A 16404-nucleotide genomic window follows, 5' to 3' on the forward strand; every position below is an offset into this window, starting at 1 on the left:
AGAGGCCGGCCCCGACACGGCGGGCCGGGCGCCGCCGGAGCGGCGTCGATCCGTCCGCGCACCCCGCACTTGAGACACCCGGGCGCGTTGCTAGTAGGGTCAAATTGATGTGTGGAGCCACCGGAGAGGTGCGTCTCGATGGCCGGACGCCCGACGTTAACGCCGTCTCGGCCATGGCAGACGCGATGGCCCGCAGGGGCCCGGACGCGGCAGGCGTGTGGTCTCAGGGCCGGGTCGCCCTGGGCCACCGGCGACTGAAGATCATCGACCTGACCGAGGCGGGCGCGCAGCCCATGGTCGACGCCGAGCTGGGGTTGACCGTTTGCTGGAACGGGTGCATCTACAACTATCAGGACCTGCGCCGGGAGTTGTCGGGTTACGGCTACCGGTTCTTCTCGCACAGCGATACCGAGGTGCTGCTCAAGGCCTATCACCACTGGGGCGACCGGTTCGTCGACCACCTGATGGGCATGTTCGCGTTCGCGATCGCCGAGCGCGACACCGGCCGCGTGCTGCTGGGCCGCGACCGGCTCGGCATCAAGCCGCTGTATATCACCGAGGATGCGCACCGCATCCGGTTCGCGTCCTCGCTTCCCGCGCTGCTGGCCGGGGGCGGTGTCGACACCCGCATCGACCCGGTCGCCCTGCACCACTATCTGTCGTTCCATTCGGTGGTGCCGCCGCCACTGACCATCCTGCGCGGCGTCAAGAAGGTCCCGCCGGCCTCGATCGTGGCGATCGAACCCGACGGCAGCCGGCACACCACGGTGTACTGGTCACCGGATTTCAGCAGGCACGAGGACCGGGCCGGCTGGTCCGAGCGGGACTGGGAGGACGCGGTGCTGCAGGCGCTGCGGCTGGCGGTCGAACGTCGCCTGGTCGCCGACGTGCCGGTGGGATGCCTGTTGTCCGGCGGGGTCGATTCCAGCCTGATCGTCGGCCTGCTCGCCGAGGCCGGCCAGCACGGCCTGGCCACCTTCTCCATCGGCTTCGAATCGGTGGGCGGGGTGGCCGGCGACGAGTTCAAGTACTCCGACGTCATCGCGCGGCATTTCGACACCGACCACCACCAGATCCGGATCGACACGGCGCGCATGCTGCCCGCGCTCGACGGCGCCATCGGGGCCATGAGCGAGCCGATGGTCAGCCACGACTGCGTGGCGTTCTTTCTGCTCAGCCAAGAGGTCGCCAAGCACGTCAAGGTGGTCCAGTCCGGTCAGGGCGCCGACGAGGTGTTCGCCGGCTACCACTGGTACCCGCCGATGGCCGAACCGGATGCCGCGACCCTGGACGGCGCGGTGGCCGGTTACCGCAGCGCCTTCTTCGACCGGGACAGCGCCGGCGTCGGGGCACTGATCAACCAGGCCTTCCTGGCCGAGGCCGACCCCAGCGGCGCGTTCGTCACCGACCATTTCGCCGCACCGGGCGCCGCGACCGGGGTGGACCGCGCGCTGCGCCTGGACACCACGGTCATGCTGGTCGACGATCCGGTCAAACGGGTCGACAATATGACCATGGCGTGGGGGCTGGAGGGCCGCGTCCCGTTCCTCGACCACGAGCTGGTCGAGCTGGCCGCCACCTGCCCGCCCGGCCTCAAGACTGCGCACGGCGGTAAGGGTGTTCTCAAACAGGCTGCGCGCCGGGTGATTCCGGCGGCGGTGATCGACCGGCCCAAGGGCTACTTTCCGGTACCCGCGCTCACCCACCTCGAAGGGCCCTACCTGGACATGGTCCGCGATGCGCTCTACGCACCCGAAGCCAAGGAGCGCGGGCTGTTTCGTCCCGACGCGGTCGACGGGCTGCTGGCCGATCCGAACGGCAGGCTGACTCCCCTGCGGGGAAACGAGCTGTGGCAGATCGCGCTGCTCGAACTCTGGTTGCAGCGCCACGGCGTCACCGGGGCCGCGGCATGACCACCGTCGATCCCGACGCCACCTCCGGTCAGGATCACACCGAGGCCATCACCCTCGGCCTGCACGCCGCTTCGCCGCAGCACCTCGTCGATGCCATGGCCAACGACGTCGAACTCGAACTGGGTTGGGGCAGGCTGATCTTCGGCCAGACCTTCGCCGAACCCGAGAAGCTCGCCGAGGTGCTGCAGCAGGAGGGGCCGGGCCGGCGCGACATCTGCATCTACGCCCGCGAGTCGCACGTGCTGATCGCCCGCTCCCCCGCCGAGCTGTTCATCGATCCGAGCCACACCTACCGGCTGCGGTTCGGCGAGGAGTTCGAGCCGGCCCAGCCCATGGGGTTCAGCGTGCGGACGTTGCAGACCCTCAACGACGCCGACGCGATGAACCGGGTCTATGTGCGGTGCGGGATGGTACCCGCGCCAGTCGACGTGATCTGGCACAACCACACCCTGACCCCTGCGGTGGTGTATCTGGTCGCGGTGCGCGACACCGACGGCAGTGTGGTCGGCACCGTCACCGGTATCGACCACAAGCGGTTGTTCTCCGATCCCGAGGACGGGTCGAGCCTGTGGAGCCTCGCGGTGGACCCGTCGGCCGGGCTGCCGGGGGTCGGCGACGCGTTGACGCGCACCCTGGCGGGGATCTTCCACGACCGGGGCCGGGCCTATATGGATCTGTCGGTGGCCCACGACAACAGCGCCGCCATCGGGTTGTACGAAAAGCTGGGTTTCCAAAGGGTTCCCGTGCTGGCCGTCAAACGTAAGAACGCCATCAACGAACCGCTGTTCACCCATCCGCCCGAGACCGTGGACGATCTCAACCCCTACGCCCGCATCATCGCCGACGAGGCCGTGCGCCGCGGCATCTGGGTCGAGGTACTCGACGCCGGCGCGGGCGAGATGCGCCTGTCCCACGGCGGCCGTGCGGTGATCACCCGAGAGTCGTTGTCCGAGTTCACTTCCGCGGTGGCGATGAGCCGGTGCGACGATAAGCGCCAGACCCGGCGGATCGTGTCCGACGCCGGGATCACGGTGCCGAAGGGGCGCCTCGCCACCTTCGACGACGAGGATCACGCCTTTCTGTCCGAGGTCGGGGATGTGGTGGTGAAACCGACCCGCGGTGAGCAGGGCAAGGGAATCACGGTCGGGGTGGGCAGCAGCGAGGAACTCGACCTGGCCCTGAGCCGGGCCCGCGAACAACATTCCGAGGTGTTGATCGAGCAGCGCGCGACCGGCGACGATCTGCGGCTCGTGGTGATCGGCGGCAAGGTGGTGGCCGCCGCGATCCGCAGGCCCGCGGAGATCATCGGCACCGGTAAGCACACGGTGCGCGAGTTGATCGAGGCCCAGAGCCGGCGCCGGGCCGCCGCGACCGGCGGCGAATCGAAGATCCCGATGGACGACATCACCACCGCGACGGTCGCCGAGGCGGGCTGGTCGATGGAGGATGTGCTGCCCGAGGGCATCCCGCTGCGAGTGCGGCGCACCGCGAACCTGCATCAGGGCGGGACGATCCACGATGTCACCGCCGAGGTGAACCCCGAGCTGTGCCGGGTGGCCGAGGCGGCGGCCGACGCGATCGGCATTCCGGTGACCGGCATCGACCTGCTGGTGCCCGATATCACCGGCAGCCAGTACGTGTTCATCGAGGCCAACGAACGGCCCGGGCTGGCCAATCACGAGCCGCAGCCCACCGCGGCGGCGTTCGTCGATTTCCTGTTCCCGCAGCAGCCGGGACTGCCCCAGGCCTGGACCCCGTCCGAGGCGACTGACTGAGCGCTTGCGCGAAGGCAGGTCCTACCAGTTGCTGGTGCGCAGCACGATCTCGGCGGCCAGCTGGGCGGTCGATTCACCGGCGTTGCGCCGGCCCAGCATCTCCACGAGCCGGAAGTCGCCGTAGACGAAGCGTTGGCTGGCCTTGGCGACGGCGCGGGCCGCCGGATTGCTGACCAGTGCGGTGGTGTTCATCTCGACCGGCGGGCAGTCGTCGGACCTGACCACCCCGGTGAGGTCGGCGACCCTCGGGTGGCCGCGGTCGACGACGACCAGACCGATGAACCGGTCCAGCCGGGTGGCGGCGAGCTCCCAGGCGAGTTCGCCGCCCTGCCGGTCACCGACCAGCAGGGCCCATTTGATGTCGAGGGAGTCCAGGATGTCGATCACCGATTTGGCGGTCAGGCGTGGATCGGTGGCGATGATGACTGTCCGCAGCGACGCGGTGTGCAGACGTTCGCAGATCGCCTCGTAGGCGGCCGGTCCGTGATGGCCGGCGCTGAGCAGCACCACCACCGAGCCCTTGTCGGGCCCGGCAACGTCGACGGGCACGGTCAGGCCGTCGATCGTCGTCACGGTGGATTGCATTCGGACAACCTACCGTCCGCCTCGATTCCGTGGGCGGAATTATTGCGTCTCTGACGTCTCCGTCAGCGCGCCGCGACCCGTTCTACCTGCTTGTCGAAGGTCTCCAAGAAAGTCTGGGGCAGGGCGCCTTTGACCGGGATGGCCGGATTCTGGGTGGGGAAGGCGATCCCGAACACCGACCAGGTGCCGATGTTGCCGAAGGCGAAGTAGACGCTGTGGTCCTGCCCGTTCAACGTCATGGTCTGCTGATAGGCCAACCTGTCGGGGCCGCGGGACGGCAACGGCGTCGTGCTGATCGGGATGCCGGTGTCCTCCGGATCGAAGAATGTCCGGAACCGGGCGCAGCGTTCGGCGGTGGCCGACAGCCGTTCGAGATCGAGCGGTGAGGTCAGCACCGTGATCACGGCGCGTACCCCGTCGTAGGCGGCGACGAATTCGGCGGCGCTGCCGGGGCCGCGCTCGGCAGTTTCGGCGATGTCGCGGGTGAGTCCGTCCGAACAGCCTTCGGGTGAGGACATCATGGCCGGCGGCCGGGCCGCGCCGTCCGAGCCTCCCGGTTGGTCGACGATGCGGTCGAACTGCACCCCGGACGGGAAGTCGGCCGAGGTGAGCACGACCCGTTTCAAGGTGGCACCCGGCCAGGTCGGGGTTCCCCCGACCACGGTGCCGCACGCGGTCAGCCCGGCCAGGACGACGACAGCGGCAAGTGCCACCGGCGCGCACCTCCGGCTGGTCATTGCCCCAGGTTACCCACAATATCCCCCGCGGGCAGACGCAAACCTGCCCGATTCGGCCGCGAAACAGGCAGGTTTGTGCCTGCTCACGGGAGGGCTGTCAGGGCAGGGTCAGGATCTCGGCTCCGTCATCGGTGACCACCAGGGTGTGCTCGAACTGCGCGGTCCACTTGCCATCCTTGGTGACCACGGTCCAGCCGTCGTCCCAGATCTCGTAGTCGAGGGCGCCGAGGTTGATCATCGGCTCGATGGTGAACGTCATCCCCGGTTCCAGCACGGTCTCGACGGCGGGCTGATCGTAGTGCAGCACCACCAGTCCGTTGTGGAACGTGGTGCCGACACCGTGCCCGGTGAAGTCACGAACCACGTTGTAGCCGAAGCGGTTTGCGTAGGCCTCGATGACGCGGCCGACCACCGACAGTGCCCGCCCGGGTTTGACGGCCTTGATCGCCCGCATGGTCGCCTCGCGGGTGCGCTCGACCAGCAGCCGGTGCTCCTCGGAGACGTCGCCGGCCAGGAAGGTGGCGTTGGTGTCGCCGTGCACACCATCGATGTAGGCGGTCACGTCGATGTTGACGATGTCGCCGTCCTCGACCACCGTCGAGTCCGGGATCCCGTGGCAGATCACCTCATTGAGCGAGGTGCAGCAGGATTTGGGAAACGCCTTGTAGCCCAACGTCGACGGATAGGCGCCGTGGTCGGTCATGTAGTCGTGGGCGATGCGGTCGAGTTCGTCGGTGGTGACCCCGGGGGCGACGGCCTTGCCCGCCTCGGCCAGGGCGCCGGCCGCGATGCGGCCCGCCACCCGCATCCTCTCGATCACGTCGGGGCTCTGCACCCAGGGTTCGCTGCCCTCCTGCACGGTCGGCTGCCATGCGTATTCCGGGCGGGGAATCGACTTGGGCACCGGGAGGGTGGGTGAGAGCACGCCGGGGCGCAGGGCGGTACGAACAGGCATGGCAGTAAGGATAGCCAGGAGAACGACGATCTCTCCCAGCGAGAATGGTGCTAACTTATTAGCCATGCTCAGCGAGTCGACCCCGATGCGGATCGCCCCCGGGCATCTGCTCGGGCAGATGGGATTCCGGGACGTGGTGGACAACGACGAGGCGCTGATCGTCGAGATGGACAATCGGCCCGACCTGACCAATATCCGGGGCGCGCTGCAGGGCGGGCTGATCGCGACGCTGATCGACATCGCGGCGGGCCGGCTGGCCGGCCGGCATGTCGGCCCTGGCCAGGATGTGACGACCGCGGATATGAACATCCACTATCTGGCGCCGGTCGTACAAGGCCCGGCGCGGGCCGTAGCCACCATCGTCAGGGCAGGCCGGCGGTTGATCGTCACCTCGGTCGACGTCGTCGACGCCGGTCGCGACCGGCTCGCGGCACGGGCGACGTTGAGTTTCGCCGTCCTCGACGCCCGTTAACTCCTGGCGCCCCGCCCGAACCAGCCCTTGCGCGGACCGCGGATGTCGACCGAGCCGCACACCACCTTGCCGGTCAGGACCACGTGCGGGGTGCCGTCAGCGGGTGCGTCGCGCCTGCGGTCGGTGGCACTGCCGACAATCACCTCGACATCGTCGATCGAGGCGCTGGCCCCGTCCGGCAGCCGCATGTCCAGCGACCCGAACTTGAGGTCGAGTTCCACGATCACCATCGGTCCGGCGAAGCGGGCCCTGGTCAGGTCCAGTTCCACCGAGCCCGCCCGGCGGACCAGCGACAGCCGGGTCGGCACCGTCCATTCACCGTGCCGTTTGAGCGATCCGAGCACGCCGCGCAGCTCCACCCGGTCGGCGGCGGAGGCGACGAGTGCACCCGGCCTCGGCAGGTCACCGACGAGTACGTCGAGGTCGGAGGGCAATCGGGCCGCCGAGACCAGGGCGGAACGTTCCTCGAACTCGGCGATGTCGATCAGCCCGAGTGCGACGGCGTTGTGCAGGCGCCGCAGGGTGCCGTTGCGGTCGGCATCCGATACCCGCAGTTCCACCGATTGCTCATTGATCCCGGTCATGACGCACCCAGGTTACCGCTACCGCTGGTAGCGCACCGCTCACGCCAGATAGTCGGCGGGCAGTCCGTCGAACATGGTCTTGCACATCCGTACCGCGTACTCGGAGCTGCCGCCGCCGACGATCAGCGCCGCGAAGGCCAGATCACCGCGGTAGCCCGCGAACCACGAGTGCGAACCGCCGCCGAACTCGGCCTCACCGGTCTTGCCCCGCACATCGCCCGACCCGTTGAGATCCTTGGCGGTGCCGTTGGTGACGACCAGCCGCATCATCGGCCGCAGACCGTCGATCATCTTCGGGGTGATCGGCGCTGCCGCGCCGTCGACGAGGGTCTGGCGGCCTTCGATCAGCTGCGGCACCGGTGTTCTCCCCGCGGCCACGGTCGCGGCCGCCATCGCCATCCCGAACGGGCTGACCAGGACCTTGCCCTGGCCGAAGCCGTCCTCGGTACGTTCGGCCAGGTTGACCGTCGGGGGCACCGAGCCGGTGACGGTGTCGAGGCCGTCGATGTGGTAGTCCGGCCCGATGCCGTACTGCGCGGCGGCCTGGGTCAGGCCGCGCGGCGGCATCCGGCTCGCGAGTTCGGCGAACGTGGTGTTGCACGAGTTGGCGAAGGCGCGCGACATCGGCACGGTGCCGAGGTCGAACGCGTCGTAGTTGGTGACGATCCGGTGCCCGATCTCGAGGGTGCCCGGGCAGCCCAGCAGGCTGTTCGGGGTGGCCATATCCCGTTGGATGGCCGCGCCCGCGGTGATGATCTTGAACGTCGATCCTGGCGGATACTGGCCCATGGTGGCGGCGGGCCCGTCGGCGTTGGCCGCCGCGTTCTGGGCGACGGCGAGGATCTCACCGGTCGACGGTTTGAGCGCCACGATCATGGCCTTCTTGCCGGTGATGTTGACCGCGTTCTGCGCCGCGTCCTGCACCGACCGGTCCAGGCTGATGGTGATCGACGGCGCCGGCTCGCCCGGCACCTCGTTGAGGACGTCGACGTCGACGCCGTTCTGGTTCACCGTGGCCACCCGCCAGCCGGGCTTGCCGTCGAGCTGGCCGGACACCGACCGCTTCACCTCGTTGATGATCGCGGGCGCGAAAGTATCGTCGGTGGGCAGCATTTCGGCCAGCGGGGTGACCACAACCCCCGGGAGTGCGGCGATGGCCGGGGCCACCCGGTCGTGGTCGGACTGCCGCAGGGTCACCAGACTCAGCGGTTGCGCGGACGAGCTCGCCTGTTCGGCCAGGCGTTGCGGATCGAGCGCCCGATCGAACGGACGTAAGGCGTCGGCCACCGCCCTCGCCGTCGTGATCAGTCGACTGCCCGCGGCCCTGGCATCGAGTCCGTAGTGGTACAGCTGGCCGGGGACCAGCACATTGGTGCCGCCGCGCTCGTTGACCGAGGCCCGTGGGGGCGCGTCGGCGCGCAGCGCGAAGGTTTGATGCTCGCCGAGGCGCGGATGCAGCCCGGTCGCACTCCAGCGGACTTCCCAGCCGCCCTCGTCGCGGACCATGTTGAGCTGGCCGTCGTAGGTCCAGGTCCGGTCCTTCGGCAGGTGCCAGGTGTAGCGGTAGGCGACGCTGCCGGTGTCCTCGGAGTACTTCGACCCCAGGATCTGGGCGTCGAGCCGGGTCGCCTGCAGACCGTTCCACGCCTCTGACAGCGCGGTCTTGGCGTCCTCGGGGCGGTCCGAGAGATCGGCGGCGGCCGCGGTATCGCCGGTGGCCAGCGCGGCGAAGAACTTTTCGGCGGCCGGCTCCGGGCCGTCCGGCCTCGGTGTGCAACCACTCAGCGCGGAGGTCCCCAGGACCGCGACGACCGTGAGGGCACCGCAAGTCCGTGTGACTGATGATGTTGTAGTTGCCATTGGTACTGATGGTAGGAACGCGACGGCCGGATTCATCGGAGGCGCACCGCAACCGAATCGAGACCGCGCCGAGACCGTCGTGCGGTTACGCGCGAGCGAACTCAGTCCAACAGGACCGTGGCGAACGTGCCGACCTGCTCGAACCCGATCCGGTCGTAGGTGGCCCTGGCCACCGAGTTGTAGTCGTTGACGTAGAGGCTGGCGATCCGGCCCGAGCCGACCACGGCCGCGGCCAGCGCCGCCGTCCCCGCGGTGCCCAGGCCGTGACCGCGCCAATCTGGTCGCACCCACACACCCTGAATCTGGCCGACTCGCGGTGACTGCGAACCGATCTCGGCCTTGAACACCACCTCGCCGCGCTCGAACCGGGCCCAGGCCCGGCCCGACGCGATCAGTCCGGCGATCCGGCGCCGATAGCCACGTCCGCCGTCGCCGACGCGCGGATCCACCCCGACCTCGCCGATGAACATATCGACCGCCGCGACCAGATAGGCGTCCAGTTCGTCGATTTCGACGCGGCGCACCGCGGGATCGATCGGGCTCCTCGGCATCGCACCCAGCGCCATCAGCGGCTGGCACTCACGGACATCGCGGGCCTCGCCCCACACCGCTTCCAGGCGCTGCCACATCGGCATGACCAGGCCGGCGTGGCCGACCAGCGACGAACACCGGCGCGCCGTGCTCATGGCCTTGTCGGCGAACGCTTTGAGGTCCTCGCCGTCGCCACGCAGCGGAATCAGATTCGGCCCGGCATAACACAGGGATTCGGTGGCGCCGCGGCGCGTCCACAGCTCACCGCCGATCGCACCCGGTTCCAGGCCGTATTCGGCGACCCGCGCGCCCACCATGCAGGACCCGACCGGATCCGCGTCGAGCACCCGTTGTACCGCGGTGGCGTCCCGCGCCACTGATACGCGCCGCTCATCGACGAGGCGGAAAAGTGGCGGCGCGGACATCCAGGCTCTCTCTGCTCAACCCGCGGGTGCGGTGACCCCGCTCACAGGGTCAGGTTCAGCTTACGGTGACCATGGGCGAACCGCTCGCATCATTGGGTCCCTGTTCTTCGGCGAGGCGCATGGCTTCTTCGATGAGGGTTTCCACGATCTGAGCTTCGGGGACGGTCTTGATCACCTCGCCCTTGACGAAGATCTGTCCCTTGCCGTTACCCGAGGCCACCCCGAGGTCGGCCTCGCGGGCCTCACCGGGACCGTTGACCACACACCCCATCACCGCGACCCGCAACGGAACATCGAGCCCGTCCAGCCCGGCGGTGACCGCGTTGGCCAACGTATAGACGTCAACCTGGGCCCGCCCGCACGACGGACACGACACGATCTCCAACCCCCGCGGCCGTAAATTCAGCGACTCCAGAATCTGGGTGCCGACCTTGACCTCCTCGGCCGGCGGCGCCGACAGCGACACCCGGATGGTGTCACCGATCCCACGCGAGAGCAGCGCACCGAACGCCACCGCCGATTTGATCGTGCCCTGAAACGCCGGCCCGGCCTCGGTCACCCCGAGGTGCAACGGATAGTCACACTGCGCCGCGAGCTGCTCATAGGCGGCGACCATGACCACCGGATCGTTGTGCTTGACGCTGATCTTGATATCGCCGAACCCGTGCTCCTCGAACAGCGAGGCCTCCCACAACGCCGACTCCACCAACGCCTCCGGGGTGGCCTTGCCGTACTTCTTGAGCAACCGCGGATCCAGCGACCCGGCGTTCACCCCGATCCGGATCGGGATCCCCGCCGCACCAGCAGCCCTGGCCACCTCACCGACCCGACCGTCGAACTCCTTGATATTGCCCGGGTTGACCCGCACCGCCGCACACCCGGCATCGATCGCGGCGAAAATATACTTCGGCTGAAAATGAATATCGGCAATCACCGGAATCTGCGAGTGCCGCGCGATCTCGGCCAGCGCGTCGGCATCCTCCTGCCGCGGACACGCCACCCGCACGATGTCGCACCCCGACGCCGTCAACTCGGCGATCTGCTGCAACGTCGCGTTCACCTCATGGGTCTTGGTCGTCGTCATCGACTGCACCGCGATCGGATGCTCACTCCCCACACCGACACCGCCCACCATGAGCTGACGGGTCTTACGCCGGGGTGACAGCGTCGGCGCGGGCGGCGCCGGCATTCCCAGTCCTACGGATGTCACGGGATTCTCCTATTGCAAGATGCTCAGTGGGTTGACCACGTCGGCGGTCACGGTCAGCAGCATGTAGCCGACCACGACCACCAACACCACATACGTGGCGGGCATGAGTTTGAGGTAGTTGACCGGGCCCGCGGCGACCTTGCCGCGCGCCGCACGGAACATGTTGCGGATCTTCTCGTAGGTGGCCACCGCGATGTGGCCGCCGTCGAACGGGAGCAGCGGCAGCAGGTTCACCGCGCCCAGGACGAAGTTCAGTTGGGCCAGGAAGAACCAGAACGCCACCCACAGGCCCGCTTCGACGGTCTCACCACCGATGATGCTGGCGCCGACCACGCTGATCGGGGTTTCCTTGTCGCGCTCACCGCCGCCGATCGCATCCACCAGGGCGCCGATCTTGGTGGGGATCTTGGCCAGCGACTTACCCAGTTCGACCGCGAGGTCACCGGTGAAGCCCACGGTCGCGGGCACCGCGGTGATCGGGTTGTACTGCGCGGGCGGCTGCACCGGTACGGCGCTCACCCCGATCGCCCCGACGGCGCTCGGTTCCTTGGCGTCGGCGCTGGTGAACCGCTGCGTCCGGGTGATGTCGACGACGGTGCTGATGGTCCGGCCGTCGCGCTTGAGTTCGACCGGCACTGGGCCGTCGAGTTTGCGGACCGCCGCGGCCATCTGCGAGAAGTCCGAGACCGTGGTGTCACCCACCTTCACGATCTCGTCCCCGGACCGGATACCGGCCAGTGCGGCCGGCCCGGGGCCGGTGCACTCCCCCATCTCGTCGAGGCTGACCTGTGGTGCGACACAACCGGTTTCGCCGACGATCGCGGTGGTGGGCTGGCTGATGTTGGGCAGGCCCCACACGATCGCGACGCCGTAGATCAGCACCAGGCCGATGATGAAGTTCATCGCGGGGCCGGCGAACAGCACCGCGACGCGCTTCCAGACCTTCTGCCGGTACATCGCGTAGGGCCGGTCCTCGGGGGCGATCTCGTCGACCGAGGTCATGCCTGCGATATCGCAGAACCCGCCGAGCGGGATGGCCTTGATCCCGTATTCGGTGTCGCCGAGGTGGTTGGGCCGCCGCGTCGACCACAGCGTCGGACCGAACCCGACGAAGTAGCGGCGGACCTTCATCCCGGTCGCGCGCGCCACCCACATGTGCCCGCATTCGTGCAGAGCCACCGAAACCAGGATGGCCAGCGCGAACAGCGCGACGCCGATTACGAACATCATTTGGTGACGAGCCCTTTTGTCGTGGTTTTCCGCACAGCGGCCTTTTCGACGCCGCGCCGGGCATACTCCCTGGCCCAGCGCTGTGCGTCGAGTACCTCGTCCACGGTAGCCGGTTCGGCGACCCACTGGTCGGCAGCGTGCAACACGTCACCGACGGTTTCCACGATCGCCGGGAACGGGATCCGACCCTGAAGGAACGCTTCGGCCGACTCCTCGTTGGCGGCGTTGTAGACCGCGGTCAGGCAGCCACCGCGGGTACCCGCGTGCCTCGCGAGCTCGACGGCGGGGAACACCTCGCTGTCCAGCGGCAGGAATTCCCAGGTGGATGCGGTGGTGAAGTCGCAGGCCGCGGCGGCGCCGGCGACCCGGGCGGGCCAGCCGAGGGCGAGCGCGATGGGCAGTTTCATATCCGGCGGGCTGGCCTGGGCCAGCGTCGAGCCGTCGGTGAAGGTGACCATCGAATGCACGATCGACTGTGGGTGCACTACCACCTCGATGCGGTCGTAGTCGATACCGAACAGCAGGTGCGTTTCGATCAGTTCCAGACCCTTGTTGACCAGGGTCGCCGAGTTCAGCGTGTTCATCGGGCCCATCGACCAGGTCGGATGCTTGCCCGCTTGCTCGGGGCTGACCGATTCCAGGTCGACGGGCGACCATCCCAGGAACGGCCCGCCGGACGCGGTCAGCACGATCTTGGCGACCTCGCCGGCCGACCCGCCGCGCAGACACTGAGCCATGGCCGAATGTTCGGAGTCGACCGGCACGATCTGGCCCGGCGCGGCGGCCTTGAGCACCAGTGGCCCACCGGCCACCAGGGATTCCTTGTTGGCCAGCGCCAGCCGTGCACCGGTGGCCAGCGCGGCCAGGGTGGGCCGCAGCCCCAGCGCCCCGACCAGCGCGTTGAGCACGACGTCGGCCCCGGTCTCCTCGACCAGCCTGGTCACGGCGTCGGGCCCGGCGTAGGTGACGCCGCCGGCCTTCTCGGCGGCCGCCGGGTCGGCCACCGCGACGTTGGTGACACCGGTCGTGGCGCGCTGGGCGGCGAGCAGGCCGGGGTTGCCACCACCGGCGGCCAACCCCACGACCTCGAACCGGTCCGGATTGGCCGCGATGACGTCGAGCGCCTGGGTGCCGATGGATCCGGTGCTTCCGAGGATCAGCACGCGCTGCCGCGCCGGGGTATCGCTCACCAGTCCATTGTGCCGCGCTGTGACCGGCCTCCCCTAATGCATCCGGGCGGCCGGGTCGGCGGTGGCCTCGATCTTGACCACCCGCCCGTCGCGGATGCTCAGCACCACGACGGCGAACAGCCGCCGCCGGTCGTAGGCCAGCAGCACGGGCTCGGCCGCGGATACCACCGTCGCTCCCGGACCGAGGTAGCGCAGCAGGTTGGTCGCGACATCGTGGCGGCCGTGGTTGACCTGGCGCAGCGTCGGGGCGGTGAGGACGGTGCCGACGCCCCAGACGCTCGGGTCGAGCACGGCGGCCAACGCGCGCAGGTCACCGTTGGCGCAGGCGGCGATGAAGGCATCAGTGACCTCCCGGTGCTCGTCGGAGCTGACCTCGCTCAGCTTCGGCGCGGCGCCGGTCACCTTGGCGCGGGCCCGACGCGCCAGCTGACGGCACGTTCCGACGGGGCGTCCGACGGTGTCGGCGATATCGCCGAACGGGGTCCGGAAGATGTCGTGCAGGACGAATGCGACGCGTTCACCGGGGCTGAGCCGGGTGAGCACGGCCAGCAGCGCCGAGCCGACCTCGTCGTCGAGCGTGACACGTTCCGCCGGGTCGGCGCCGACGGCCGCGGCCATGGTCAGCGCCGTCGAGCCGTCAGGGCGTTCGTGCCGGGCCCTGGCCGATCGGAGCACATCCAGAGACAGCCGGCCGGCGACCACGGTCAACCAGGCCCGGACATCGTCGAGGTCGGCCGGGTCGGCGCGGTCCAGGCGCATGAACGCCTCCTGCGCGACATCCTCGGCGTCACCGATGTCGCCGAGCATCCGGTAGGCGAGATTCACCAGATACGGGTGGTGGTCGCGCCATGCCGCCTCGAGACCGCCGGATGTGTTCATGTCATGACGACGAATCCGGGGGCCGGAAAGTTACCGGATCTCGGATCGGATTTCCGCGGTAACTTTTCGCGCCGCCGCTCCGTCCTGGATCGCATGAACACAATTCTCGTCACGGGTGCCACCGGCAACGTCGGCCGCCCGCTCGTCACCGCACTCGTCGACGCCGGTGTGCGGGTCCGCGCCGTCACCCGCAATCCCGAAACCGCCGGCTTCCCGCCGGGGGTCGAGGCAGTGCGATCGGCGGCGGAGGGGATCGCCGGGGCGTCGGCGGTATTCCTCAATTCCCGTGCGTTGGGTGCGGACCTGGCCGCAATCGTCGAACTGGCCCGCACCGGCGGGGTGCGCCGCCTGGTGACGCTGTCCGCGATCAACGCCGACGATGAGGACGCCCGCCAGCCGTCGAGGGTGCGCGGCGATCGCAACCGGGAGGTCGAGCAACTGGCCGTGGCGTCCGGTCTGGAGTGGATCAGCTTGCGGCCGACGGTGTTCGCCTCGAACTTCGCCGGCATGTGGGCGGCCCAGATCCGCTCCGGTGACGTGATCAGCGGGCCCTACGCCACCGCATCGACCGCGGTGATCGTCGATGCCGACATCTCCGCCGTGGCCGCCGTCGCGCTGCTCACCGACGACCTTGTCGGACAGCGCATCCCGTTGACCGGGCCGCAGGCGCTGACCAATACCGACATGGTGGCCGCCATCGGGCGGGTGCTGAACCGGCCGCTGCACTACCGGGAGGTAGCCCCAGATGTGGTGCGCGAGCGGTTCGTCGCGATCGGCTTTCCACCCGAGTTCGCCGACGCCTACGTGGGCCTGCTGGCCGACACCGTCCACCGGCCCGCCCTGGTCACCCATGAGGTCGACAAGATCCTCGGCAGGCCGGCCACCACATTCTCCGAATGGGTGGCGGCTCATCGTGACGTGTTCACCGGTTAGCCGACGGGCAGCAACCTCGAGTTTGTCCCACTCGTCGTACCCCCTGCCGGTTCCAGGAAATTTCGGATCGATCCACCCCCAGGCCAGAGCAGGTTTTGAGGCTCGCGATCGAATTCGTTCGAGCGATTCACGTTTGACCCCGGCAACCGTGCGGGTAGGCGTTTTTGGGCAAGATCCGGATTCCAGCGAAAGGGAGGGACACCATGACCTCGACGCTCAACCAGATCGCCGGCAGCACCGCCTACGATTCCGAAGGCACGAAGCTCGGCAAGGTCGGCCAGATCTACATCGACAACAGCACCGACGAGCCCACCTGGGTCTCGGTGAACACCGGTCTGTTCGGGATGAGCGAATCGCTCGTGCCCATGGCCGGGTCGCAGTTCACCGATGGCGACCTGCACGTGCGGCCGACCAAGGCCAAGATCAAGGACGCCCCCCATCTGGACGCCGAGGGCGGCATCTCGGGTGATCAGGAGCGCGCGCTGATCGAGCATTACGGCCTCACCCGCCGCGGCACCGGCCAGACCGACACCGGACAGACCGGCACGGCGACGGGCAGCGCGGATACGGGTCGCACCGATGCGACCGCGGCCGCGGGACAGACCGGTACGGCGACGGGTACCGCGGGTGTGGCCGACTCCGGGGGGACCGGACAGCACCGCAAGCCGACCACCGGTGACGACACGATCATCCGGTCCGAGGAACAGCTGAATGTCGGCACGCAGCGGGAGACCACCGGCAAGGCCCGGCTGCGCAAGTACGTCGTCACCGAGACCCAGCAGGTCAACGTTCCGGTGACGCACGAGGAGGTGCGGGTCGAGCGCGAGCCGATCGGCGCCGACGAGGCGGCCAAGCTCCAGGGCAACGCCAAGATCGGCGAAGCCAGCGCGGACGTCGACCTGCATGCCGAACGTGTCGTGGTGCAGAAGGAAACCGTCCCGGTGGAGAAGGTGCGGCTCGGCACCGAGGAGGTCACCGAGAACAAGACGGTGAGCGAGCAGGTTCGCAAGGAGGAGATCGACACCGATCTCAAGGGAACCGACCACCGCATCGATCAGGTCGTGGATGATCACGAGTGTCATCGTGTGTCCCACATCGATTGGCTCGTTGGAGTACTCAGCCAGG

Annotated in this window: 15 protein-coding genes; 5 read left to right on the plus strand and 10 right to left on the minus strand. The window is 68.6% G+C overall.

The genetic code is table 11. The features are described 5' to 3' along the window. Positions 1 to 107: 107 nt before the first annotated feature. Positions 108 to 1913, plus strand: a complete 1806-nt coding sequence (locus ACWDTP_RS15285; protein ID WP_450021072.1) for an N-acetylglutaminylglutamine amidotransferase — start codon at positions 108 to 110, stop codon at positions 1911 to 1913. Then, positions 1910 to 3688 (plus strand): N-acetylglutaminylglutamine synthetase, encoded by a 1779-nt coding sequence (gene ngg / locus ACWDTP_RS15290; RefSeq protein ID WP_450021074.1) that lies wholly within the window; start codon positions 1910 to 1912, stop codon positions 3686 to 3688. Before ACWDTP_RS15285 ends, ngg begins: the two co-directional genes overlap by 4 nt. Positions 3689 to 3709: 21 nt before the next feature. On the opposite strand, the gene ACWDTP_RS15295 is transcribed toward ngg, so the two are convergent. From ACWDTP_RS15295 to map, 3 genes are all read right to left on the minus strand, one after another. Further along, positions 3710 to 4273, minus strand: coding sequence for an alpha/beta fold hydrolase (locus tag ACWDTP_RS15295; RefSeq protein WP_450021076.1), 564 nt, complete (start codon positions 4271 to 4273; stop codon positions 3710 to 3712). A 62-nt stretch (positions 4274 to 4335) separates the two neighbouring features. After that, positions 4336 to 5010 (minus strand): hypothetical protein, encoded by a 675-nt coding sequence (locus ACWDTP_RS15300; RefSeq protein ID WP_450021078.1) that lies wholly within the window; start codon positions 5008 to 5010, stop codon positions 4336 to 4338. A gap of 97 nt (positions 5011 to 5107) precedes the next feature. Then, complete coding sequence (gene map, locus ACWDTP_RS15305) at positions 5108 to 5965, minus strand: type I methionyl aminopeptidase (protein WP_450021080.1); 858 nt, start codon at positions 5963 to 5965, stop codon at positions 5108 to 5110. 85 nt (positions 5966 to 6050) lie between these two features. Between map and ACWDTP_RS15310 the strand changes: the two genes are divergently transcribed. Continuing rightward, on the plus strand, positions 6051 to 6437 hold the full coding sequence (locus tag ACWDTP_RS15310; RefSeq protein WP_450021098.1) for a PaaI family thioesterase: 387 nt from the start codon (positions 6051 to 6053) through the stop codon (positions 6435 to 6437). Here ACWDTP_RS15310 and ACWDTP_RS15315 read toward each other — a convergent pair. From ACWDTP_RS15315 to sigI, 7 genes are all read right to left on the minus strand, one after another. Further along, positions 6434 to 7021, minus strand: a complete 588-nt coding sequence (locus ACWDTP_RS15315) for a DUF1707 SHOCT-like domain-containing protein (RefSeq protein WP_450021082.1) — start codon at positions 7019 to 7021, stop codon at positions 6434 to 6436. The two genes, ACWDTP_RS15310 and ACWDTP_RS15315, sit on opposite strands and share 4 nt — an antisense overlap. Positions 7022 to 7060: 39 nt before the next feature. Further along, positions 7061 to 8881 carry a penicillin-binding transpeptidase domain-containing protein gene (locus tag ACWDTP_RS15320; protein WP_450021084.1) on the minus strand — a complete coding sequence of 607 codons (1821 nt, stop codon included), beginning with the start codon at positions 8879 to 8881 and terminating at the stop codon, positions 7061 to 7063. Positions 8882 to 8982: 101 nt separating this feature from the next. After that, positions 8983 to 9837, minus strand: coding sequence for a GNAT family N-acetyltransferase (locus ACWDTP_RS15325; RefSeq protein ID WP_450021086.1), 855 nt, complete (start codon positions 9835 to 9837; stop codon positions 8983 to 8985). 55 nt (positions 9838 to 9892) lie between these two features. Then, positions 9893 to 11026: a flavodoxin-dependent (E)-4-hydroxy-3-methylbut-2-enyl-diphosphate synthase gene (ispG, locus tag ACWDTP_RS15330; protein WP_450021100.1), complete on the minus strand. Its 1134-nt coding sequence runs from the start codon at positions 11024 to 11026 to the stop codon at positions 9893 to 9895. A 30-nt stretch (positions 11027 to 11056) separates the two neighbouring features. Beyond that, complete coding sequence (locus tag ACWDTP_RS15335) at positions 11057 to 12277, minus strand: M50 family metallopeptidase (RefSeq protein ID WP_450021088.1); 1221 nt, start codon at positions 12275 to 12277, stop codon at positions 11057 to 11059. Beyond that, complete coding sequence (gene dxr, locus ACWDTP_RS15340) at positions 12274 to 13470, minus strand: 1-deoxy-D-xylulose-5-phosphate reductoisomerase (RefSeq protein ID WP_450021102.1); 1197 nt, start codon at positions 13468 to 13470, stop codon at positions 12274 to 12276. The genes ACWDTP_RS15335 and dxr overlap by 4 nt, the downstream gene beginning before the upstream one ends. 30 nt (positions 13471 to 13500) lie before the next feature. Next, entirely contained in the window at positions 13501 to 14346 is an 846-nt protein-coding gene (sigI, locus tag ACWDTP_RS15345) for an RNA polymerase sigma factor SigI (RefSeq protein WP_450021090.1), read from the minus strand. Between the two features lie 93 nt (positions 14347 to 14439). Here sigI and ACWDTP_RS15350 point away from each other — a divergent pair, with 93 nt between their 5' ends. Then, positions 14440 to 15279 (plus strand): NmrA family NAD(P)-binding protein, encoded by an 840-nt coding sequence (locus ACWDTP_RS15350; protein WP_450021092.1) that lies wholly within the window; start codon positions 14440 to 14442, stop codon positions 15277 to 15279. A 203-nt stretch (positions 15280 to 15482) separates the two neighbouring features. Further along, positions 15483 to 16404, plus strand: a 922-nt coding sequence (locus tag ACWDTP_RS15355) for a DUF2382 domain-containing protein (protein WP_450021094.1), incomplete at its 3' end; no start/stop codon positions are given.

Source organism: Mycobacterium sp. NPDC003449 (assembly GCF_053588415.1).